14 protein-coding genes are annotated in these 23,198 nt (G+C 32.8%); 6 read left to right on the forward strand and 8 right to left on the reverse strand.

The window, feature by feature from the left end; genetic code table 11:
* Positions 1-247: 247 nt before the first annotated feature.
* From ACM55G_RS12905 to tamL, 5 genes are all read left to right on the forward strand, one after another.
* Positions 248-937 (forward strand): aspartate/glutamate racemase family protein, encoded by a 690-nt coding sequence (locus tag ACM55G_RS12905; protein WP_379858399.1) that lies wholly within the window; start codon positions 248-250, stop codon positions 935-937.
* A 51-nt stretch (positions 938-988) separates the two neighbouring features.
* Positions 989-1,789 (forward strand): NIPSNAP family protein, encoded by an 801-nt coding sequence (locus tag ACM55G_RS12910; protein WP_416844350.1) that lies wholly within the window; start codon positions 989-991, stop codon positions 1,787-1,789.
* Positions 1,790-1,988: 199 nt separating this feature from the next.
* Positions 1,989-3,671 (forward strand): Na/Pi cotransporter family protein, encoded by a 1,683-nt coding sequence (locus ACM55G_RS12915; RefSeq protein WP_416844351.1) that lies wholly within the window; start codon positions 1,989-1,991, stop codon positions 3,669-3,671.
* Between the two features lie 216 nt (positions 3,672-3,887).
* Positions 3,888-8,888: a translocation/assembly module TamB domain-containing protein gene (locus ACM55G_RS12920; protein WP_416844352.1), complete on the forward strand. Its 5,001-nt coding sequence runs from the start codon at positions 3,888-3,890 to the stop codon at positions 8,886-8,888.
* The gene (gene tamL, locus ACM55G_RS12925; protein ID WP_416844353.1) at positions 8,881-11,172 is read left to right on the forward strand and encodes a translocation and assembly module lipoprotein TamL; all 2,292 of its coding nucleotides are present in this window, start codon (positions 8,881-8,883) and stop codon (positions 11,170-11,172) included. The genes ACM55G_RS12920 and tamL overlap by 8 nt, the downstream gene beginning before the upstream one ends.
* 200 nt (positions 11,173-11,372) lie before the next feature.
* Here tamL and ACM55G_RS12930 read toward each other — a convergent pair whose 3' ends face one another.
* The 8 genes from ACM55G_RS12930 to ACM55G_RS12965 all read right to left on the reverse strand — a co-directional run bounded on the left by ACM55G_RS12930 (position 11,373) and on the right by ACM55G_RS12965 (position 21,446).
* Positions 11,373-14,423 (reverse strand): efflux RND transporter permease subunit, encoded by a 3,051-nt coding sequence (locus tag ACM55G_RS12930; protein WP_416844354.1) that lies wholly within the window; start codon positions 14,421-14,423, stop codon positions 11,373-11,375.
* Between the two features lies 1 nt (position 14,424).
* Positions 14,425-15,378 (reverse strand): efflux RND transporter periplasmic adaptor subunit, encoded by a 954-nt coding sequence (locus ACM55G_RS12935; RefSeq protein ID WP_416844355.1) that lies wholly within the window; start codon positions 15,376-15,378, stop codon positions 14,425-14,427.
* Positions 15,347-16,582 carry a TolC family protein gene (locus ACM55G_RS12940; protein WP_416844356.1) on the reverse strand — a complete coding sequence of 412 codons (1,236 nt, stop codon included), beginning with the start codon at positions 16,580-16,582 and terminating at the stop codon, positions 15,347-15,349. Before ACM55G_RS12940 ends, ACM55G_RS12935 begins: the two co-directional genes overlap by 32 nt.
* A gap of 28 nt (positions 16,583-16,610) precedes the next feature.
* Positions 16,611-17,633, reverse strand: a complete 1,023-nt coding sequence (locus tag ACM55G_RS12945) for a YncE family protein (RefSeq protein ID WP_416844357.1) — start codon at positions 17,631-17,633, stop codon at positions 16,611-16,613.
* 153 nt (positions 17,634-17,786) lie between these two features.
* Complete coding sequence (locus ACM55G_RS12950; RefSeq protein WP_416844358.1) at positions 17,787-18,206, reverse strand: PepSY-like domain-containing protein; 420 nt, start codon at positions 18,204-18,206, stop codon at positions 17,787-17,789.
* Between the two features lie 115 nt (positions 18,207-18,321).
* Complete coding sequence (locus ACM55G_RS12955; protein ID WP_416844359.1) at positions 18,322-19,467, reverse strand: serine hydrolase domain-containing protein; 1,146 nt, start codon at positions 19,465-19,467, stop codon at positions 18,322-18,324.
* A 15-nt stretch (positions 19,468-19,482) separates the two neighbouring features.
* A complete protein-coding gene (locus tag ACM55G_RS12960) occupies positions 19,483-20,769 on the reverse strand; it encodes a sensor histidine kinase (protein WP_416844360.1) in 1,287 nt (428 codons plus the stop codon).
* Positions 20,766-21,446, reverse strand: a complete 681-nt coding sequence (locus ACM55G_RS12965; protein WP_416844361.1) for a response regulator transcription factor — start codon at positions 21,444-21,446, stop codon at positions 20,766-20,768. Before ACM55G_RS12965 ends, ACM55G_RS12960 begins: the two co-directional genes overlap by 4 nt.
* A gap of 272 nt (positions 21,447-21,718) precedes the next feature.
* Between ACM55G_RS12965 and ACM55G_RS12970 the strand changes: the two genes are divergently transcribed.
* Positions 21,719-23,146, forward strand: a complete 1,428-nt coding sequence (locus ACM55G_RS12970) for an L-serine ammonia-lyase (RefSeq protein WP_416844362.1) — start codon at positions 21,719-21,721, stop codon at positions 23,144-23,146.
* Positions 23,147-23,198: the final 52 nt, after the last annotated feature.

Consider the following 23,198-nt stretch of genomic DNA (forward strand, 5'->3'; position numbering starts at 1 on the left):
ATAGCGGCTATTGAAAAAAAAGACTAATTTTTTAAATTAAATTCCTCAAACTTTATGGCAAGAGTAACAATAATAGATTCCGAAATAATTATTTAACGGATATTTGCTTTTTATAAGATGCTTAAATTCGATAGAATTTATTTATTCATTTCCAAAAAGTGACACTTTTTTTATACTTTTATAAACAAAAATAATTAAGGCTAGTTAAAAAAAAAGGATAACAAATCGAAAGATAAAATAAAAAGAGATGAAAACATTGGGACTTATTGGTGGGATTAGCTGGGTTTCTACTGCTGATTATTATAAACTTATTAATGAAGGAGTAAACGAGAGACTGGGAGGCATCAATTTTGCCAAATGCATAATCCATTCTTTCAATTATGCAGATATTATAAGAAATAATAATAACAATGACTGGGAATCAACTTTTATCATGCTCTCTGAAGCCTGTGAAAACCTGCAGCAAAGTGGTGCCGAAGCTATTGTTTTATGCGCTAACACAATGCATCTTTTAGCCGATAGAATTCAGCAAAAAATGTCGATACCCGTAATTCATATTGCAACCGAAACTACAAAAGAAATAAAAAAATTGAATCTATCTAAAGTAGGGCTTTTGGGAACTAAATTTACAATGGAGCTGGAATTTTTTACCTCTAAACTCAGTGATCAAAATATTGAAACTTGTATACCGGAGCCGGAAGACAGAGATTTTATTCAAGACACCATTTACCATGAACTGGGAAAAGGAATCATTAACCCCGATACGAAACAGCGGTACATCAATATTATCAATAAATTAATAGAAAATGGAGCTGAAGGAATTATTCTGGGTTGCACTGAAATCCCATTATTAATTCAACAAGAGGATATTGCCGTTCCTATTTTTGACACCGCAATAATTCATTCGGCAGCTGCAGTTGCATTTGCTTTAAGCTGAAATTTTCAATCTTTTTTAATTAAACCAAAATTATTATAAATCAAATAAAATATGAAATTACCAAAATTACTATCCCTAATGGCTGTTGCCTTAGCCATTACGAGCTTTAAAACAATAACTTCTGATTCTAAAATCGTAACGCCATCAAGAGAATTCTACCAACTCAAAACCTATATTTTCAAAACGGAACAGCAGGAACAAACAACTGACAAATTTTTAAAAGAAGCGTATTTACCTGGACTTAATAAATTGGGAATTAAAAATATTGGAGTTTTTAAACTAAAACCAAATGCTACTGATTCGCTAAAAAAAATTATCGTACTAATTCCTTTTTCATCCCTATCACAATTTCTTCGATTGGAAGAAAAACTGGCCAAAGACAAAACCTATTTAACTGCAGGAGCAGATTATTTGAATGCGACCTATAAACAAGCACCTTATGCGCGTATCGAATCTGTTTTATTGAAAGCATTCGCTGATCATCCGATGATGACAACTCCCGCTTTGAATAGTCCTAGAGCAAACCGGGTGTATGAATTAAGAAGTTACGAATCAGCAACCGAAGCGATATATAAAAATAAAGTGGATATGTTTAATGCTGGTGGAGAAATAAAACTCTTTGACCGACTTGCGTATAATCCTGTTTTTTATGGCGAAGTTATTTCGGGAGCTAAAATGCCAAACCTAATGTACATGACTACTTTTGCAGATCAGGAAAGTCGCGATGCACACTGGAAAGCTTTTGTAGATTCACCAGAATGGAAAGGGCTAATCGCTATGAAAAAATACAAAAACAATGTTTCACACATAGACATTACTTTTTTATACCCAACCGACTATTCCGACTATTAGACCTTTGTATAAAAAGCTAAAAAATACTTACACCTAAACTATTGGTTTTATAACTAATCGTTGCAAACATTATTCCCCAAACTACAACCCTAAAAAAGTTGTAGTTTTTTATTTTTAAGAATTATAAAATCCATTTTTAAAGATAGAAATACGCATTGTCAGAAAGATTATACAAATAAATTTAAGTATCTTTAATACTATGGAAACCCTCAATACAATACTAAAACTCGCTGCCGGTGTAGGCTTATTCCTTTTTGCCATGTATCTTGTCGAAGAATCTTTAAAGAATCTATCCGGGAGAAGTTTTAAATTGTTTCTTCAGCGCATTACTAAAAATAATATCGGTGCTGTAGTCGGCGGAACCATTGTGACTGCTGTTCTTCAGAGCAGTTCCATGGTTTCGATGATGGTTTTGGCATTTGTCGGTGCTGGTGTTTTCACAATGAAAAATGCACTGGCAATTATTTTGGGTGCAAATCTGGGCACGACACTCGCAAACTGGATTTTCGCAACGCTGGGTTTTAAAACGGATATTGAAGTAATAGCCTATCCCGCGGTTTGTTTGGGTGGTTTTTTATTAATGGTATTTGGGAATCGGAAAACCTTAAAATATCTCTCCTATTTTCTTTTAGGATTTGGCTTATTGTTCATCGGTCTTTCCTTTATGAAAACAGCTATGGAATCGCAGGTCCAGCATTTTGATTTTTCTCAATATGCCATGATGCCGCTTGTCGTTTTTTTACTCATTGGATTTGGAATTACTTTAATCGTCCAATCCAGTACCGTGACCATGGCACTTACATTGAGCGCACTTCACGCCGGAGCGATTGGTTTTCCCATGGCAGCCGCAATTGTTCTGGGTTCAGAAACCGGCACCATCATTAAAATAGTAGTCAGTGCAATAGGTGGCAATGCTTCAAAAAAGCGGGTGGCACTTGGTAATTTACTTTTTAATATCACCAGTACCGCAGTTGCTTTTGTATTACTGAGACCAATCCTGCTAGTGATAACAGATGTTTTCAATATCAAAGATCCTCTGATTGGCCTCGTAACTTTTTCGAGCCTGATCAATCTGTTTGCCATTGTACTCTTTCTTCCCTTTCTTGAAATTTTTACGAGGTTTTTAGAACGTTTTTTTAAAAACTCCAATGGGTCAACTGCTGCCTTTATAAACCATGCCTCCATTAATGAACCAGAAACTGCACTTGATTTATTCCGAAGAGAAACAAAATACTTCATTCACAATTCGATGCTTTTTAATCTAGAATTATTCAAAATTGATACACTACAGATTCGGGAAAATGATGATTTTAAGATCATCAATGAGAAAAAAAATTTCTTTTCTAAAACCGAAGAAGAAAAATATGATTTTCTGAAACAATTACAGGGCGAATTACATGCTTTTTATCTGGAACTAAGAACAATATTAGAAGGCGAACAACAGGCGGAACTCAACCAACTTATTTCAGCCGTACGTAGTTCTATGCACTGTGTGAAAAGCGTGAAAGACATTGGAACCAATATTACGAATCTCAGACATTCGTCAAAAGATATCAAATACAATTTTTTTATACATCATAAAAAAGAAACTGAAAATCTATACGTTCAGTTGAATGCATTCCTCTGTGAGGATAAAAAAGCAAGCTTTGAAGAACTACAAAATATATTTGATTCCATTCAGAATAATTATAGTTTAGCTCTCAATAATTTTTATACAGAAGCACAAAACGCATCCATTGAAGATATTGATATCACTACTGTTATTAACTTCAATCGGGAACTTTTCACGTCAAATAAAGCGATACTTATGGCCGTAAAAGAAATCTTATTGGAGGAAAAACAAGCGGAATATTTTAATGAGATTCCGATTTACAAAACCTAACGTAAACACTATTTTGCCCATTTACCTCTCATTTTCAATTAACCAGGTCATAAAATTATTTTAAGGATATTTTAATCCAAAAATTTTGTAAGTTAATATTCAAATTATATAAACCATTTCTGATTTAAATTTTCATCTTTGTGTTTAATTCAATTTAGACTTTAAATTGCTTTTCTAGTCTAAATTGGCTAATTTTAGACCTAAAATCAAGACCTTTTGAAAAAATACCTACAAAAAAGTATTAAAATTTTCCTCTGGATAATAGGAACTATAATCGTATTGTTTTTATTGTTACTCCTTGCTATCCAAATGCCGTCAGTTCAAAATTTCGCCAAAGAAAAAGCAGTATCATATCTGGAAGGGAAGATTAAAACCAAAGTTTCCATCGACACCTTAAAAATTGGATTTCCAGAAAAAATAATACTCAAAGGTGTTTATTTTCAAGATCAAAAAAAAGATACCCTTTTAGCCGGAGAGCGATTAGCTGCTGATATTAGCTTGTTACAATTGATCAATAACAAAATAGAAATCAGCTCCTTGGAACTGGAAGGCATTACCACCAATTTAAATAGAGATGCTAAAGCTGTTTTTAATTTTGAATATATCTTCAAAGCTTTTGCTTCGCCAGAGAAACAAAAGAATGATTCACCCCCAATGCAATTTTCCGTTGAGGAAATTAAGCTAGACCGAATAAAATTTAATTATAATGATGCCGTTACAAAAAATGATATAAATGCCAATCTAAATCATTTTGAAACAACGGTAAAAACATTTGATTTGGATCAAATGAATTTTGAAATTCCGAAAGCTAAAATTAATGGATTGAAGTTTAAATTAAAACAAGGCGTAGTTCAAATATCCAATAAGACCAAAGTTGCTGCTGCAAAAAATGCGCCGGAGGCCATCTTAAAATTAAAGTTAGGTGAAATCGATTTATCTAAAATTGATTTCGATTATCAAAGTGATGAAACCAAGTTATCCACTAATTTTTATTTAAAAAAACTGTTAGCTAAAATTGATAAAATTGACCTTAACAATCAATTACTATTAATAGAAAGCATTGATTTGACCGGTGTTGAAGGCGGATTGGCTTTTGGAAAACTAGATCTAACAAATGCAAAAAATCAATCTAATAACAAAACTAACAACTGGGAAGTAAAAGTAAACAAAACAACGTTTAACCGAATTAACTTCCGTTATGACAATAATAACAGTGTCGCAACTAAGGAAGGCATCGATTACAACCATTTAGATTTTACTAAATTAAACTTACAAGTTGATGCCTTGTATTACAATCCCGAAAAAATTTCCGGAGATGCAAATTCGTTAACATTCAGAGAGAAAAGCGGATTAAATGTTCAATCGTTTAATGCTGAATTTTTCTACGGTAAACGAAATGCTTCTCTTAAAAAATTATATTTAAAAACGCCTCAAACAGAATTGAGAGATGAAATTCTAATAGGGTATCCTTCCATTGAATCATTGGCTAAAAATTCAGGAGAATTAGGTCTTATGGCTAATTTGAAGAAAAGTAAATTGGGAATTAAAGATATTCTTCTTTTTGCTCCTACCGTATCCAAGACGAATCCTTTCATGAGCTATCCCAATGCGATACTGCTTATTAATGGTAAAGTTTCCGGAAAATTAAAGAATATGGTATTTCCAGCTATCGAAATCAGCGGCATTGGAACCACAAAAGTGGCAGCAAGCGGCAGAATTATAGGTTTACCTGATGTAAACAAAGCCTACTTTGATTTGAATATCAAAGACTTGCAATCCGGTTCGAAGGATTTTAATGGAATTTTACCTCCAGGAACAATTCCAAATTCGATTCAGTTGCCTTCAAAATTAAGTGCAGTAGGAACTTTCAAGGGGACAATTGCTAATTTTAATACCAATATGAATTTGGTTAGTAGTTTTGGAAATGCAAAAATCAAAGGTGCGTATGACCGCAGCATAAAAAATCGAGATAAGTATGATGCCCAAGTAGAACTGACTAATTTTGAATTAGGTAAATTTATCAAAAACGATTCTATTGGAAAAGTCACTTTAAAAGCTACTATAAAAGGAAATGGTTCCAATCTAAAAACTGCTACGGCTTCGTTCAACGGAACGATTCAAAAAGCCTATTATAATAAATATACATATCAAAATCTAAGCGTAAAAGGAAGTATTCGCAGTGGAAACTTCAATGCTACTGCTGTGGCAAAAGATCCTAATCTGACTTTTGATTTAGTCAGCAGCGGCAGTTTTAGAGATAAATACCCAACTGGCAAATTAAAACTGAATGTTGACATTGCTGATTTGGAAAAACTGAATCTGCATGCTGGTCCAATGAAAATAAGAGGTGTTGTAGATGCTGATATTCAATCGGCGAATTTAGATTATCTTAATGGAACCTTAAATGCACACAGCATAACTATAGCCAATGCGAAAGAACAATTTGTAATTGATTCAATAAACGTAATGGCAACATCTACTTCTGAAAAGAATACATTACTATTGAAATCACCATTTTTAGATGGTGAGGTAAATGGAAAATACAAGTTGTCAAAAATAGCGACCGCTTTATCTAATTCTATTGCAAAGTATTATGACCGCAAACCAAATTCAAGAAAAATTGCTGTTGAAAAACAACAATTTGCTTTTAAAATTGGGATAAAAGATAGTCCCATTTTATTGAAACTTATTCCTGAATTGAAAAGTCTTGAACCAATTAACATCAATGGAAAATACAATTCTGTTAACGATAGTATTGTTCTAAGCGGTATAATTCCAAAATTAAATTACGGAGAAAATACCATCACAAATGCTGCTCTGAAAGTGGACACGCAAGATAAAGCGCTTGTTTTCAGTTTGATTGTAGACGATATTCAAAACAAACAAATTCAGTTGCCTTACACCAATATTTCGGGGAAAGTGCATAATAATATTCTGGATTATACGCTACAATTAAAAGATGTAAAAGACAAAGAAAGATACTTGATTACAGGAAATTTGCAGGCAACAAACGGAAATAACCAAATCAGTTTTGATCCAAAAAATCTATTGCTCAACTATGAATCTTGGAAAATATCCCAAGACAATTTAATTCGTTTTGGCAAAAAAGGAATTTACGCGGATAATTTCGAATTGAGTAAAGACGGGAGCAGTATCCGAATACAATCGCTATCCAATACTACTAATGCACCAATCGCGATTGATTTCAAGGATTTTGACATCAAAACCATTACCAGTATGGTTGAAAAAAAGGATTTGCAAATGAGCGGAAAAATCAACGGAAACGCATTGGTTAAAAATGTAACTACAAAACCCTTTTTTACTTCGGATTTAAATATTGAAGATTTCACTTTCAAAAAAGATACTGTAGGTAACGTTAGTATCAAAGTTAATAATGCATTTTCCAATAGATATGACGCAGTAATTTCGATTACAGGTCAAGGCAACCAAGTCAATTTAGACGGGAATTATAAAACAGCAGACAGCAGTTTTGATCTGAATCTGGCTATTGAAAAACTGAATTTAAAAAGTATTCAGGGCTTTACTTTGGATAATATAAAAGAAAGTACAGGCTTTTTTAGTGGCAATTTTAAAATTACAGGCAATACAACTCAACCCAAAGTAATTGGAGAATTACAATTCAATGGAATTGGTTTCAAAGCCACAAAACTCAACTCAACCTTCAAGTCAGCAAATGATAAAATCGTATTTACCAGCGATGCCATTCTTTTTGATAATTTCATTCTAAAAGACGAAAAAGACAATGATTTAAACATTAACGGAAAAATCAACAGTACGAATTTCAGGAATTTTGGTTTTGATTTAGCCTTGGATGCCGATAATTTCAAAGCTATTAATTCTAAAGCCAAAGACAATGATTTGTATTATGGCGAATTGTATTTAGACAACCATTTAAAAATATCAGGCAATTTTGACAATCCTGTTGTTGAAGGAAATATCAAAATTAATAAAGACACTAAATTCACTATTGTTTTACCACAATCTGATCCATCTATAGCCGATAGAGAAGGAATTGTAGAATTTATTGATCAAGACAATCCACAATTAATGGGCGATATTGCTCTAGCAGAATTTACTAGTGAATCAGAGATAAAAGGAATCAATGCTTCAGTAAATATTGAAATAGACAAAGAGGCCGAATTATCGCTGATTATTGACAAAGCAAACGGGGATTTCCTTAAATTAAAAGGAGAAGCACAATTGAACGGTGGAATTGATCCATCCGGAAAAACTACCTTGACTGGCCGTTATGAATTAACTGAAGGAAGCTATGAAATGAATTTTAATGCTATCAAAAGAAAATTTGACATTAAGCCTGGAAGTTATATTTTATGGACTGGAGAACCTACCACGGCCGATATTAATATTACAGCAATTTATAAAACAGAAGCGGCACCAATTGATTTGGTAAATGACCAATTAGGGACTGTTACAGCCGAAGTTAGAAATACTTATAAGCAAAAAATTCCTTTCGAAACTAAATTAAAAATGACTGGTGAATTGATGAAACCTACCATTTCGTTTGACATCGTTTTGCCAGAGGGTAACAATAGTGTTTCAACGGAGATTATCAATACTACACAAGCCAAACTGACTCAATTACGTCAGCAGCCGGATGAATTGAACAAACAGGTTTTTGCTTTACTCCTACTTAATCGTTTCATTGGAGAAAATCCATTTGCGAGTGAAGCAGGAAGAGCCAACGTTTCTTCATTAGCGAGAGAAAGTGCCAGTAAAATTTTATCACAGCAACTGAATAATCTTGCCGGCGATTTAATTAATGGTGTTGAACTTAATTTTGATTTGAATACATCTGACGATTATACAACGGGAGAACGAACAAATAAAACCGATTTGAATGTAGGCATTTCCAAAAAATTACTGAACGATCGATTGAAAGTTACTGTAGGAAGTAGTTTTGGAATTGAAGGACCGCAACAAGTAAATCAGAATGCTAACAATATAGCCGGTGATGTTTCTTTAGACTACCAACTTTCAAAAGACGGAAGGTATAAAATTCGAGTCTATCGAATAAATAAATATCAAGTGGCCCTTCAAGGTGAAGTAGTAGAAACAGGAATTGCTTTTATCATTACTTTGGATTACAATAAATTCAAAGAGTTATTTGGTAAAAGTAAAAAGCAAAAAGCAACTAAAAAATCAAAAAAAGAATCAAAAAAGAAATCTGATGAATAAGACCCATTTACTATATTTTCTTTTTTTAGCATTGTTTGTCACATCGTGCAGCAATACAAAATTTTTGCCCGAAGGAGAACTGCTTTACACTGGCGCAACATTAAAAGTAGAAGGAAATGAGACAACTAAAAAAGAAAAAAAAGCGTTAAAAACAGCACTAAAAGAGATCCTCAGACCAAAACCCAATTCCTCTTTTCTTGGGTTAAGACCCAAATTATTCATTTATAATTTAGCGGGAACGCCAAAAAAAGAAAAAGGATGGCGTTACTGGCTGAAAACCAAAGTGGGTGAACCACCGGTTTTATACAGTAAGGTTGATTTAGAATATAGTAAAAGTGTTTTACAGAATTTCTCTGAAAATAGTGGTTATTTCAACACTAAAACAGAAGCAGATTCAACTCGCCATGGTAAAAAAGCCACAGCGGAATATATTGTAAAACCCGGTAAACAATATAAAATTAGAGAAGTAAAATTCCCTACAGATTCCTCCATAATCTCTAGTGCTGTTCGCAATACCAACCGCAGAAGTCTATTAAAAAAAGACAATGGATATAGCCTTGATGTTATTAAAGAAGAGAGAGTTCGTATTGATACCAGACTAAAGGAAAAAGGTTTTTTCTACTTCAACCCCGATTATCTTATAGTACAGGTCGACAGCACCGTTGCAGACCATCAGCTAGATCTTATTGTAAAAGTAAAAGACGAAACTCCAAAACTAGCGGAGACACCATTCAAAATCAATAAAATTATTGTTTATCCTAACTATTCTATTGGTTCTGATAGTTTGAAACCTAATTATAATTCTATCAAAAAATATCATGATTTTACTATTATAGATCAGGAGAATTTATTTAAACCACGAATTTTTGACCGTGCTTTGTATTTCAAAAAAGAAGATTTATACAATCGCACCAATCATAATTTATCTTTGAATCGACTGGTGAATTTGGGTACTTTCAAATTCGTTAAAAATCAGTTTAAACCTTCAGATACCTTAGGAAATTATTTAGACGCCTATTATTATCTTACGCCTCTACCTAAAAAATCACTTCGTTTGGAAGTATTGGCAAAAACCAATTCTGCTAATTATACCGGAACGGAACTCAATTTAAACTGGAGCAATCGAAACGCTTTTAGAGGAGCTGAATTACTGACTATATCTGCTTTTGGCGGTGTCGAAGTACAGGTTTCCGGACAAAACAATGGATTTAATGTCTATCGGGTTGGAACCGAAGCTAATTTAGTTTGGCCAAGATTTGTTTCCCCATTTAAGCTCAGATCATCTAGTGGTTTTGTACCAAAAACAAAAGCTACCTTAGGATATGAATTTCAAAACAGAACCAAATTGTATTCTTTACAAACATTCAAAGGATCCTTTGGTTATTTATGGAAAGCAAGTGAAAAAAAAGAACATTTACTAAATGTTACCGAAATCACTTATGCAAGTCCTCAAAACGTAACTCCTTTGTATCGAGAACAAATTGTAGCCAATCCATCACTGGGTAAAGTAATTGAGAAACAATTAATTTTTGGCCCAACGTATTCCTTTACGTACACCAATACGCTACAGAAAAGAACGAAAAACACGTTTTATTATAAAGGAACCATCGACTTAGCCGGAAATATAGCCGGATTAGCTACAGGAGCAAATCTAAAAAAAGGAGACACCATCAAACTGTTTGATGTTCCTTTTAGCCAATTTATAAAAATAGAAAATGATTTTAGACATTATTTAAAATTAGGTCCTGACTCCCAGCTAGCCAGCAGAATTATTGTAGGCGCAGGATTTGCTTACGGAAATTCGAATGAGTTACCATTTATTAAGCAGTTTTTTATTGGTGGAACCAATAGTCTAAGAGCATTTCGCGCGCGATCCATTGGTCCTGGAACGTATGATGGCAATGCTGCGGCCAGTAGTTTTTTAGCAGATCAGTCCGGAGATTTAAAACTGGAGTTTAATACGGAATATCGAGCCAAAATTTATGGTTTGGTAAAAGGTGCCTTATTCCTAGACGCGGGAAATATTTGGCTGTTACAAGATAACCCTGAAAAACCAGGAGCTAAATTTTCTAAAAATTTCATGAATGAATTAGCCGTTGGGGCTGGTGCCGGGTTGCGTTTTGATTTCTCTTTTCTAATTCTTAGAACAGACCTCGCCTTCCCTATCAGGAAACCTTATTTACCGGATGGACAACGCTGGGTTTTGGATCAAATCAATTTTGGAAGTGGCACGTGGAGAAAAGAAAATTTAGTTTTCAATTTGGCTATTGGATATCCTTTTTAGGAGGTAGAATTAAGGCAATAAAAAAAATTTTATTCCTTTTTAGTTGAAAATTCCAACAGTTTTTACAAATTTATATGGAACATCCAGAAGTACAACCAAATAAAAAATATTTAATTTACCTTACACTCCTATAAAAGCAATATAATTATTTACTGTAATTTGTATTTATTTAAAAATAAGCAATTTAAATAGAAATAAAATTAATTAAAGTGAGTAAAATGTTTTTCATTCTTGAAAACTAAACACAATAAAGTAGGCAATACAATCAAAAGTAAAGGCATCGCAATAATAAATCCTCCAATCACAGCAATAGCTAGTGGCTGATGCAATTCTGAACCCGTTCCAATTCCTATTGCTAGTGGAAACAAGGCTATGATTGCTCCAAGCGCGGTCATTAATTTAGGGCGCAAACGAGTGGAAATTGAATAAATTATAGATTCATTTACATTCCGTGTCAATTTAAAAGTTTCTCTAAATTGTAAAAAAGTAAAAATAGCATTCTCACTTATTATTCCTACTATCATAATAATTCCTGTGTAACTCCCCACGTTTAATGGCGTTCCTGTTAGAAAAAGCAAGATATAACTTCCTGCAATTCCCAAAACAGAAATTATTAAAATTACCAATGCTACTCTAAAATCTCTAAATAAAAATAAGATCACACCAAAAACCAATAAGGAAGAAGCGATTAATATCATCAACAACTCCTTGAACGATTGCTGTTGCTCTTTATAAGCTCCTGCATATTCTATATAATAACCACGTGGTAAATGAATATTGCTTTTAACTTGTGTTTGAATATCCTTCATCACACTTCCTAAATCTCTATTATCAAGCCTTCCCGTTACAACGCTTATCATTTGGAGATTTTCACGTTCTATTTCAGCTACTCCTTTTTGAGCTTCAATAGTAACCAAACTGGAGATAGGAATGGATTGTCCATTTGGTAAAAAGAGTTGCAATTTTTTGATGTCTTCTAAACTTCTTTTTTCTGAATTTTTATAGATTAACCGAATGGGAATTATGCGTTCATTCTCTAATAAATTCCCAATAACATTCCCTTCAAGCGCAGTTTGCAACTGAAATTGCAAGTCGGCTGGAGTGATTCCATATTGCGCTAACTGACTATAATTAGGCACAATATTTATGGATGGTCCAGCCAAAATAATGCCATCAAATACATCAGCAGTACCTTTTACTTTTTCGACTAATGCATTTACTTTTTTGGCTATTTTTTGCAATTCTGCTTGATTATCACCAAATATTTTTACTTCAATTGGCGAAACGGAGCTCATTAAATCACCCAACATATCCCCTATCACCTGACCAAAATCAATACGTAAAGCCGGCTGGGTCGCTTCTACTTTTTGTCTGATTTCATCAATAATAGCATTACTGGTTTTACTTCGGTCTTTTTTTAATTGTATCAAATAATCGCCGCGATTGGGTTCCGTTATAAAAAATCCCATTTGTGTCCCTGTGCGACGACTGTACGCTTCTACTTCAGGAATTTTTATAATTATTTTCTCTACTTCTTTCAGCATTCTGTCAGTTTCTTCAAGTGAAGTTCCTGGTGGACTTTCATAATCCAAAATGATGCTGCCCTCATCCATTTCCGGTAAAAAACCAGTTTCTAAATTAGGGAGTATAATAAAAATAGAAAGTACCAGAACGATACAAAATGAAATACTAATGATCGGTTTTCCAATAAAATAAGCGACCCATGTCTGCTTTTTCACATCATGTATTTCAGTTTCGTTTTTCGATTGAGAACTATTTTCTTTTTTGGAAAGCAATAAATAAACTACAGGAAGTAGCAACCATGTCACAAAAAAGGAACAGACCAAAGTGATTATCATGGTATCCGTTAATACTTTAAAATACGAACCCGCAACACCGCTCATTAAAACAAAAGGAATAAAAATCACAATTGTACTTATGGATGAACCCACCATTGCCGGGAATAAATACTGTATCGCTTTTTGCAAAAGCGATACAGTAGGCTCATCAGGATGTTCCTCATGTGTTCTATGAATTTGCTCTACAACTACAATCGCATCGTCAATAATTAATCCTAAAGCCGCTGCAATCGCTCCTAAAGTCATAATATTGAATGTTTGTCCGGTTAGGTACAAAACAATTAGTGTGAGTCCTAAAGTAACGGGAATAACAATCAAAATAGTGGCACTGGCTTTCACCGATTTCAAAAATAAAACAGCAACAATTATGGCCAACAAAAGTCCTATTAACAAACTATCCGTTACACTTTTTACAGCATCATTTACAAAAATGGCCTGCTCATAAAATGGCGTTATTATTATGTTTTTAGGAAGGATTTTTTTTAATGATTCCAGTTTATCATGCATCGCCTCTGATAGCGTAATCAAATTTGAATTGGGTTGCTTGAGAACAGCTATAAGAATACTTTCTTTACCATTGGCATTAACTTTTATGTATTCTTTAGCTTCACGAATTTCCACCGAAGCAATATCTTTTAAGGTTACAATTCCTTTTCCGTTATTACGAATAACCAGATTTTCCAGTTCCTCCTTTTTATCAACCTGAGCATCTGTAATTGTAAGATATAAATACCGGTAATCCGACAAATACCCATTGGATTTAATAAAATTAGTTTGACTTAATACTTGTGTGATAGCATCCGGTGTAATTCCTAATGCTGTCATTTTAGTAAAATCAAGTGACAACCAATATTCTTTTTCTTTTCCGCCAATAATCCTAATCTCAGAAACACCATCAATTTGAGAAAGGAACGGTTTTATGGTATAATTGGCTATTTTTTTGAGTTCAATAGCGGAGAGTCCTTTTCCTTCTATAGCATATCCAATTACCGGAAGAATTGAAGGATTCATTTTTTCGACTGAAATTTGTGTATCAGGCGGAAGATTATTTTTTATCTGATTGATTTGCTCTTCTATCCTGGTTTTACTCAAATCGATATCGGACTTCCAATCCATGAATGCCGAAATCTCACAACTTCCTCTACTGGTTGTGCTCCTGATTGTTTTTAAATCCTGTACTTTTTTTATGGCATTTTCCAACGGTTTTGTCACCGTAATCATCATTTTATCGATGGGTTGTTGTCCGGCATCAGCAATGATTTTTATTTTCGGAAAAGTAATTTCGGGAAATAAACTGGTTTGCATTTTAGAATATGCGAAAAAACCTCCCAGAATTATTAGAAAAATGATGGCACTCAGTCCGTTTTTATGTTTGACAAAAAAGTTATTCATTTCAATCCGCTTTTATCACTTTTACTTTAATTGTATCTGCAACACCATAATTTCCTGAAAGTAAAATTTTATCTTCAGGAGTTAAAATCGGCGACAGAATCTCTACTTTATCTTGAGTTTCTACTCCTTTTTTTATTGGAATTTTTATTGCTGTATTGTTATTAATCAGTTTCATAATCCAAAAATCCGTTTCCGTTTCATTACTTAAAACGGCTGCTTTTGGCAACGAAACAGTTTTTAAATTTGAACTTTTATTAATTCTGACTTTTACTATTAAATTCTCTGGAATATCATGTTTGCCAATTACTTTTAGAATCACACTTTGCGTTTGCGAAGTGGCGTCAACTGTGGGCATGTATTTTTGAACTTTCGCTTTTACCAAAGTACTATCCGGTAAGATTACCGTTAGTTCTTCATTGATTAAAACATATTTTTTGAACTCATAAGGCAAACTCAGTACTATGGCAAAACTATTGGAGTCATTGATAGAAACTAATGGATCACCATCCTGAACATAATCACCTTGTTGCACATTTACTGAAGTTACAAAGCCATTAGTATTTGCTCTTACTTTTATGGCTCCGCCAAAATTTAAGCTTGGATCAATTTTATTAATCGTATTCCCTAACACTTTTGCCTCACGGGTTTTTATCGAAAATAATACCGCCCCGTTAGAAACATAATCATTGGAAGCCACATTAACTGAATTTAAATACCCCGTAGCATTTGCTTTTATAATATTTTTGACCAAATAAGCGGCTGTAGCATTCAGGTCAATATAACTTTGAATTGAACGGGTATTAATAGTAGTTAAAGTCACAGGAACACTCGGGTCAATTACTTTTTCGGCTTCATTGCTATTTTTACAGGAAATAAAAAAAAGTGCTGTAAGGATAAAAAATAGAATTGATTTCTTCATAGAATTAGTCATTAAAGCTCCAATAATTAATTTCATTTATAATTTGGAGTTTGTTGCTATTATTTAGGGAAATGGCATTTTTGATGGCTATTAAATTGCCAACAGCAATAATATATTCTGTGATTTGTGCATCTCCGGTAAACAATAATTTTTTATTCGCTTCAATTAATGCGTCAGCAATAAGAAGCTGCGATTGCAACTGATTTTCTACAGCTGCTGATTGTTTCAAATTCAAATTCAACATCAATAATTGTTGTTGGTATTGTTTATTGAAATTGCTTTTATAAGCTAAATTAGTAGCTAATGCCGCATCATTTTTTTGATGCTGCAAAGTACGTTGGTTGCCATCATAAATAGGAATTGACAGTCCTAAACCCACACTAAATCCAAAATTTTTATATGCCTGATAAGCAAAACTGGAATTATAACCTGCATCACCTAATAAAGACAAGGACGGTTTATAACTGTAATCAATGAATTTATTTTGATTCTGAAGTTTTAAACTGTCTACTTCAAATTGTTTCAAAAAAACTATTTTCTCAGAAGATCTACTATTTTTCAAAGTAATTTCAGGCTTTTTTAAATGGACAAAAGTCGTATCAGTTTCTCCAGAAAGATAGTTTAACAAGGCCATATTATTTTGATATTGCTGTTTTAATTGTAATAATACTAAATCTTGTTGCTTTACCGTTGCACTAAAAATTAAATAATCCGTTTGTTTATAAATGGCATTTTGGGTTAATTTTTTTAGAATGCTTGTTTCTTTTTTTAAAAGATTTGAGATTTTCTGGTTGAAGGTAATTTGTTCTGAACTAGCCGAAGCCAAAATATATTGAGTAATAATGGTTTTGTTTAAATCTTTTGAAGCAATTTTTTGATTCAAAACCAACCTTTCTTTAATAAGTTGAAACGAGTCAGATTGCGAATTGATTCTATTTTTTCCAATTATTTTTTGGTTAACACCTACCAAACCCGCAACAGATTGCCCGTTACTTAGCGCGGTATCATAACCAAAACCACCAATTAGAGGTGCATAATTAACATTAAGATTTCCGGTAACTTGTGGTTTATAAACTGCTCGATTCAATAAACTATCCAGTGTCGCGGATTTTATTTGATTGCTGTAATCCTTAAGTAAAGGAGAGTTATTTTGTGCTTTGGTAATGAAGTAACTCAAATCTTTTTCTTGCGAAAAAGATTTGAAACAAATAAAAATTAATAGTAAAAGCTTCCATTTCATTGGATAAATTTAGATAAAAAGAATGAAACTATTTAGAAATTGGCTCAACAACTAGAATAACGAACGAATTAAGTACTATTCCTGCTCGTGGTTTTGGGTTATCTGCTGTTGGCTCTGGTTTTACACCAAAATCCGCCGTAGGCAAATACAGTTGATTTGTAGTTCTGTTCACTGCAATGGTTCTGGCCCCTTTTTGCGTCTTTACAGTTTCAATAACTGAAAAAGTATTTGCGTTACTCTCTTTTATAACGGTAATCGTTCCTTCACCATTGGAAGTAAAAATAAGATTCTTTTTGGCATCAAAAGCAACGCCGTCACAACCATAACCAATTGGCAAAGCCTTTATTATTTTTCCATTTGTAGCATTAACAACAATCATCAAATTATTACCGCAAACAGAAAACAATCGGTTCGTAACTAAATCTATTGCCAATCCTGATGGTTCCTCGCCAGGAGCAATATTCCAGGTATTTGTAACTTTTAATGTTGAAGCGTTTATCGTTTTTATTTCGTTTTTATCTTCAATATTCACATAAATTAACCCTTTAGTATTGGTTACTGAAAACTCTGGTTTTCCACCCAATGGAATTGTTTTCACCACTTTATTTGTATTGGCATCAATAACCGTAGCATCATTACTTTCAGCATTGTAAACAAACACTTTTCTAGAAAATTGATCGTATAAAATGGCATCTGGTTTAACTCCTGCAATTTTCACTTTTTCAAGTAATTCAAATGTTTTCAAATTGACAACTGTAATAGAATTGTCTTTTCCATTACTGATAAATGCTTTATTTAGATCATTTGCAACCGCAATTCCATGAACTCCTTTTGTATTTGGAATAGTAGCTATTGTTTTATCTGATTTTAAATCAATCACATTGACCATGTTTCCGTGTGAAACAAATAAATGTTGCGCCACATCATCAACGGCAAGATAATCCCATCCATCATTTCCAGAAGTGCTGATCTTTTTGGAAAATTTATAGGTTTGACTGTAACTATTAGAAATGGCAGTAATAATTACAATCGATAGTAGTATTTTTTTCATTTTAAAAAATTTTAAAAATTAATTTCGACCTTTTTTTTTACGACAAATAACAGGTGCGATCTATTTGTATTTTATGCAGACACCACTCTTTGCATCATTAAAAAGAGTTGGATATAAAACCAACTCTTTAAGATATTAATGTATTAACCAAAACTATTCTTTAACCGACATACCATTTTCTTTAAAAGCAAGGCTTTTACTCTTCATCCCTTTTTTTAAATCTACTTCATAGATAGTTCCATGTTTTGAACTTTCTGTTTTGTCCGCTTCTGCAATTTTCCAATCACTGTATTTCGATTTTACAGCTGCTAAAACTGCTTTTGGTAAATTAACAACTTTAATTTCTCTTTCTGTTTCCAGCCAAGTTCCATCTTCTGAGAAATTAGCAGAAATCTTGTCTCCTTCCAATGTGAATTCTGCTTCCCATTCTTTTGGACCTTCAACTCCCCAACTCACTTTTGTTGCAGTAGGAAATTTTTTAACGAAGGCTTTTTTTACTGCATCCGGCGGAGTTCCGGCAAACGCACAACTGCAAACGAATACAATTGACATAATCATTACTAATTTTTTCATTTTTTTAGATTTAAAAGTTAATTGCAAAAATATTACAGTACAAATATCAAATGAAATTCTATTTTAATTCTATGCTAAGAGAATAGCAATTCAGTTTTTAAAATTCAACTATTTATTACATCTGGTCAATTATTTGCAAAAATACTTCCTGCCAATAATTTGGATGATACGAGGTCTCCCTATCCCCAAAACGTACTATAATAATATTCTTTTCTGGATACATATAGAGATATTGTCCAAACAAACCAACAGCAAAATAACTCCCATATTTCAAAGGTCCTATTCCCCAATTATTATTATAAAAGTGTTTGTTATTTCCAGATGGATCTGAATGAGTTGATAATTCTACCCATTTTTTGGATAGAATTTGCTTCCCATTCCAATTCCCACCGTTTAGATAAAGTCTGCCTAACTTCGCAAAGTCAATGGCTCTTGCTTCTAAACAACAAAATGATTTTTCAATTGCTTTAGCATCTTTTCGGTCTAAACTCCATGCCGCAGGTGCCTCCATTCCTAATGGCTTCCAAATTTTATCTTCTAAATATTTTGAAATCGTACCTCCAGTCACCTTCTCTATGATATATCCTAAAAGTAATGTGTTCTCGCTGCTATATCTAAATTTAGTATTGGGTGGACATTCAAGCGTTAAATTGAGCATTCTCGCTCTTAAATTATCACCCCAGTAAAACGCTGCATTATCAGATGCAGGATCTAATTCGCTATCTGTAAAGCGAATCCCTGATGTATGTTGCAATAAATTCTTTATGGTGATTTGTTCCCAACCTATTTTATTTTTAAATTCGGGTAAATAATCAACAATAAAATCATTCTCACTTTTTATTTTTCCTTCATCAATTGCTATTCCTATTAATGTTGAAACAAATGGTTTGGCCATCGAGAAGGAAGAAACTAACGAATTTGATGTATACCCTTTGTTATATTTTTCGTAAACAATTGAATCATTGCGAATAATTAAAAATGATACCGTTTTATGTAATGTCGTAAAACTATCCAAGCTGACATTTGTAGAATTAAAATCCCTATTGATTACTCCTATTTTTGTTCCTAAATGAGAATCTTTACTGGATTTAAAGAAATTATAAACGGGACCTTCATTATTAACTACCCTTTGCGGAAAATGTTTATAATCATTTTGACTTGGAATCCCTCCATATCGCAAGGATCGCAATATATCACAAGAAATTAACGAACACAATAAGAGAGAAAGAAAAAAATATTTAACCATCTGTTTTGATTTCATTGTATTGACTCTTTTTTATTTAAATTCAATAGTATAGTCTTTTGTCAAAATAAAACAATGTTTACCATTAGTATGTTTATAGTTGAACCCCAACCCGCTTACATCCGCAATTTCTTTTACGATTGACAATCCAAGACCTAATGATTCCTGTGAAGTAGAGTTTTTATGGAACCGTTCAAATAACTGACTATCAATCGGGCTGTCATCTCCCAAATTTGATATTATAATTTCCTTATTGGTTATAAAAATCTCAATATTCCCACTATTAATATTATGCCTAATTGCATTTTGCAATAAATTATTAACCAATACTAAACACAAGTCAGCATTCATCAAAACACAAAAATCACTTTCAATATTTTTTATTACCTCAATTTTATTGGCTTGAATGTGCTCTTCAAAAAAGACTAAGGAGTTATCAACTATATTTTCAAAAGAGACCTTTTCTGTAACATTAAATTGTCTGTTTTCAATTTTGGTAAGTAATAAAAATGATTTGTTTAATCGAATTATTTTAGAGCAAGCATCGTCAATCGCAATGATTAATTTTACATCATTCTCTTTCAAATTTTCAGATTGAATAAGTAAATCAATTTTCGATTTTATAACCGCTAATGGCGTTTGAATTTCGTGCGAAGCATTTTCAGTGAATTTCTTTTGACTATTAAAATCAACTATCATTTTCCGCATCATAATATCCAAAGAAAGATTCAATTCATCAAATTCTGTTACAGAAGTATTAGTAAAATGCGGAATTACATTATCACTGGCACGAAATTTATTTAAATTGGATACTGTCTGATAAAAAGGTTTCCATACTGTTTTTGAAATCCAAAAATTTATAATCAAGTAGGTCACAAAAAGCAAAATCAATAAAACAACTAAGGAAGTAAAAATACCTCTGAACAATTCGTTATATTCTAATGTACTTCTCCATATTTTAATGGAATAATTAGTATTTCCAACTTTAAAAATAGAAGAAAGTAATCTGTTTTCTGCCAGTTCATTTTCTTTTTTATCAAAAATTAAAGTGTCTGAAAAAATAAGTGCAGGTGTTTTTAAAGCATTTATTTTATCCGTTTTTTTAATTGTAGCTTCACTGCTTTTAGTGATTATTTTCAAAAAAATAGTATCATCCTCTTTTAAATAATTTTCTATTAGTTCTTTTCGATTTAGCAATAGTTCGTTATTACTTTCGCGCACCTCTCTTGTAATGATATGAAAACAAATGAATCCTGATAGAAATAATATCGGAATACTCAATATCAAATAATACAAACTTGTTTTAGCTAATAATTTCATTCTTGCGTTTTAAAATTGTAACCTATACCGTAAATAGTTTGCAAATAATCTTCACATTTTTTTTCTAATAATTTTTTACGCAGATTTTTCACGTGATTGTATATAAAATCGAAGTTATCTAATCTATCCGAATTATCACCCCAAAGATGCTCTGCAAGCGCACTTTTACTCACTACTCTATTTTTATTAGATATAAAATATAGTAATAAATCATATTCTTTTGACGTTAAAATTACATCTTGATTATGAACTAAAACACGTCTTTCGTGAGGCAAAATTTTTATTTCATTGATACTAATTTCTAAATTTCCATCAAAACTTTTTCTTCTAATCAAAGCTTTAATTCGTGAATTAAGTTCCGACAAATGAAATGGCTTTGGCAAATAATCATCCGCTCCAAGGTCCAAACCATTTACTTTATCATCAAGTGAATTTTTTGCAGAAATTATTATAATACCCGCTTTAGATTTTTTTTGTTTAATTTCTCTGAGTAAATCTAAACCAGAGCCGTTTGGCAAAGTAATATCTACTAAAATACAATCATAATCGTATATCGCAATTTTCTGTTGTGCATGATAGAAATCAGGAGAAATTTCAACAATATTCCCTTCCATTTCAAGATATTGTTCAATGCTTTTTTGTAATTCTGGCTCGTCTTCTATTAGTAGTATTTTCATAGGTAATGTAAAAATAAAGCTAAAATCTATTCTAATTCTGTTTTTGAATTAAATTTAAGTGATTTCAATAGCTCATTAGTTCAAAGTCGCCCCACTAACCCAAATTTCAGAAGCTCCCATTGACCTCTTATCTAAACCTCTTATTTATTTACGTTGTTGAATGATTAGAATATGACGTAATAAATTGCCAAATATTTAATAAATCTCCATTTTTAAACCTTATCATTGCTACATTCTATTATCTTTGTTTTAAGTAAACCTACTGATAAATTATGGAAGAATGTATCTCTGTCTTTGATATGCTTAAAATCGGTGTTGGACCCTCTAGTTCTCACACACTTGGACCTTGGCGCGCAGCAGAACGTTTTCTAAGTGAATTGAGAGACGAAAATTTAATCCATAAAATAACTAAAGTAAAAATAGACTTATATGGTTCACTTTCGTTAACGGGAAAAGGGCACGCAACTGATTTAGCCATTATGTTGGGCTTAAGTGGAAAAGATCCTGAATATATTCCTATCTCGGATATTGATAAAATTATAAAATCAATCAAGGATAAAAATGAGATCAAACTTGGCAATGAAAACCAGATTCCTTTCCATTTTTTACAAGATATTGTTTTCAATAAAAATTTTCTTCCTTTTCATTCCAATGGTTTGACTTTTACAGCTTATATAAATCATGATAACGAATATATTTCAACCTTCTACTCCATTGGGGGCGGATTTGTTGTAAAAGAAGAACGCATCAATGCCAAGAAAAAAAATGCTATAAAATGTGCTTTTCCCTTCCCAATCGATAAAGCAACTGAACTTTTAGACTACTGCAGAAAAGAGAATAAAAAGATTTCGGAAATTGTTTATGAGAATGAAAAATCGATGCGCACCGAAGAAAAAATCAATCATGAGTTAATGCGCATTTGGAAAACTATGCTGGAGTCTATATATATTGGTTGTCATTCTGAAGGAATTTTACCCGGAGGATTACATGTCCGCCGTCGTGCATTTGATATGCACCAAAACCTCATTGGCTTAGCAAACTATGACTCTCCGCAAACTTGGTTAGAAGAAATTAGAAAAACCGAAGTGAAATTTCGCCAAATCTTAAAATGGGTAAGCTGTTTTGCACTTGCTGTAAATGAAGTCAATGCTGCTTTAGGACGGGTGGTTACCGCTCCAACTAATGGAAGTGCAGGCGTAATTCCATCTGTTTTAATGTATTATTTAGTTATTGAAAACCATAATGCAGGCGAAAAAGAAATCAAACAATTCCTAATGGTAGCCAGTGAAATAGGAAGTATTTTCAAAAAAGGATCTACTATTTCAGCAGCTATGGGCGGTTGTCAAGCTGAGATAGGCGTTTCATCCTCTATGGCGGCGGCGGCTTTATGTGAATTAATGGGAGGAACACCAGAACAAGTTTTAATGGCTGCCGAAATTGCCATGGAACACCACCTCGGTTTAACGTGCGATCCTATTGGCGGATTAGTACAAATTCCTTGTATCGAAAGAAATACAATGGGAGCCCTAAAAGCGATTAATGCTGCCGAATTAGCATTAGAAACAGATCCGAAAAACGCAAAAGTTCCTCTAGATAAAGTGGTCGACACCATGTGGCAAACGGCTAAAGACATGAACAATAAATACAAAGAAACATCTGAAGGTGGTTTAGCAATCGCTGTAAATATGGCAGATTGTTAAAAAAGTATTCAGTGATCAGTCACAGTTACTCCATACTGCGACTGATCACTGA

Source organism: Flavobacterium algoriphilum, assembly GCF_048158655.1.
Lineage (GTDB): Bacteria > Bacteroidota > Bacteroidia > Flavobacteriales > Flavobacteriaceae > Flavobacterium > Flavobacterium algoriphilum.

Excerpts from the sequence above, each read along its gene's own strand:
- ACM55G_RS12930 (WP_416844354.1), bottom strand. The coding sequence starts at position 14,423 with ATGAATAACTTTTTTGTCAAACATAAAAACGGACTGAGTGCCATCATT.
- ACM55G_RS12905 (WP_379858399.1), top strand. The coding sequence starts at position 248 with ATGAAAACATTGGGACTTATTGGTGGGATTAGCTGGGTTTCTACTGCT.
- ACM55G_RS12965 (WP_416844361.1), bottom strand. The coding sequence starts at position 21,446 with ATGAAAATACTACTAATAGAAGACGAGCCAGAATTACAAAAAAGCATT.
- ACM55G_RS12960 (WP_416844360.1), bottom strand. The coding sequence starts at position 20,769 with ATGAAATTATTAGCTAAAACAAGTTTGTATTATTTGATATTGAGTATT.
- ACM55G_RS12955 (WP_416844359.1), bottom strand. The coding sequence starts at position 19,467 with ATGAAATCAAAACAGATGGTTAAATATTTTTTTCTTTCTCTCTTATTG.
- tamL (WP_416844353.1), top strand. The coding sequence starts at position 8,881 with ATGAATAAGACCCATTTACTATATTTTCTTTTTTTAGCATTGTTTGTC.
- ACM55G_RS12950 (WP_416844358.1), bottom strand. The coding sequence starts at position 18,206 with ATGAAAAAATTAGTAATGATTATGTCAATTGTATTCGTTTGCAGTTGT.
- ACM55G_RS12945 (WP_416844357.1), bottom strand. The coding sequence starts at position 17,633 with ATGAAAAAAATACTACTATCGATTGTAATTATTACTGCCATTTCTAAT.
- ACM55G_RS12910 (WP_416844350.1), top strand. The coding sequence starts at position 989 with ATGAAATTACCAAAATTACTATCCCTAATGGCTGTTGCCTTAGCCATT.
- ACM55G_RS12940 (WP_416844356.1), bottom strand. The coding sequence starts at position 16,582 with ATGAAATGGAAGCTTTTACTATTAATTTTTATTTGTTTCAAATCTTTT.
- ACM55G_RS12935 (WP_416844355.1), bottom strand. The coding sequence starts at position 15,378 with ATGAAATTAATTATTGGAGCTTTAATGACTAATTCTATGAAGAAATCA.
- ACM55G_RS12970 (WP_416844362.1), top strand. The coding sequence starts at position 21,719 with ATGGAAGAATGTATCTCTGTCTTTGATATGCTTAAAATCGGTGTTGGA.
- ACM55G_RS12915 (WP_416844351.1), top strand. The coding sequence starts at position 1,989 with ATGGAAACCCTCAATACAATACTAAAACTCGCTGCCGGTGTAGGCTTA.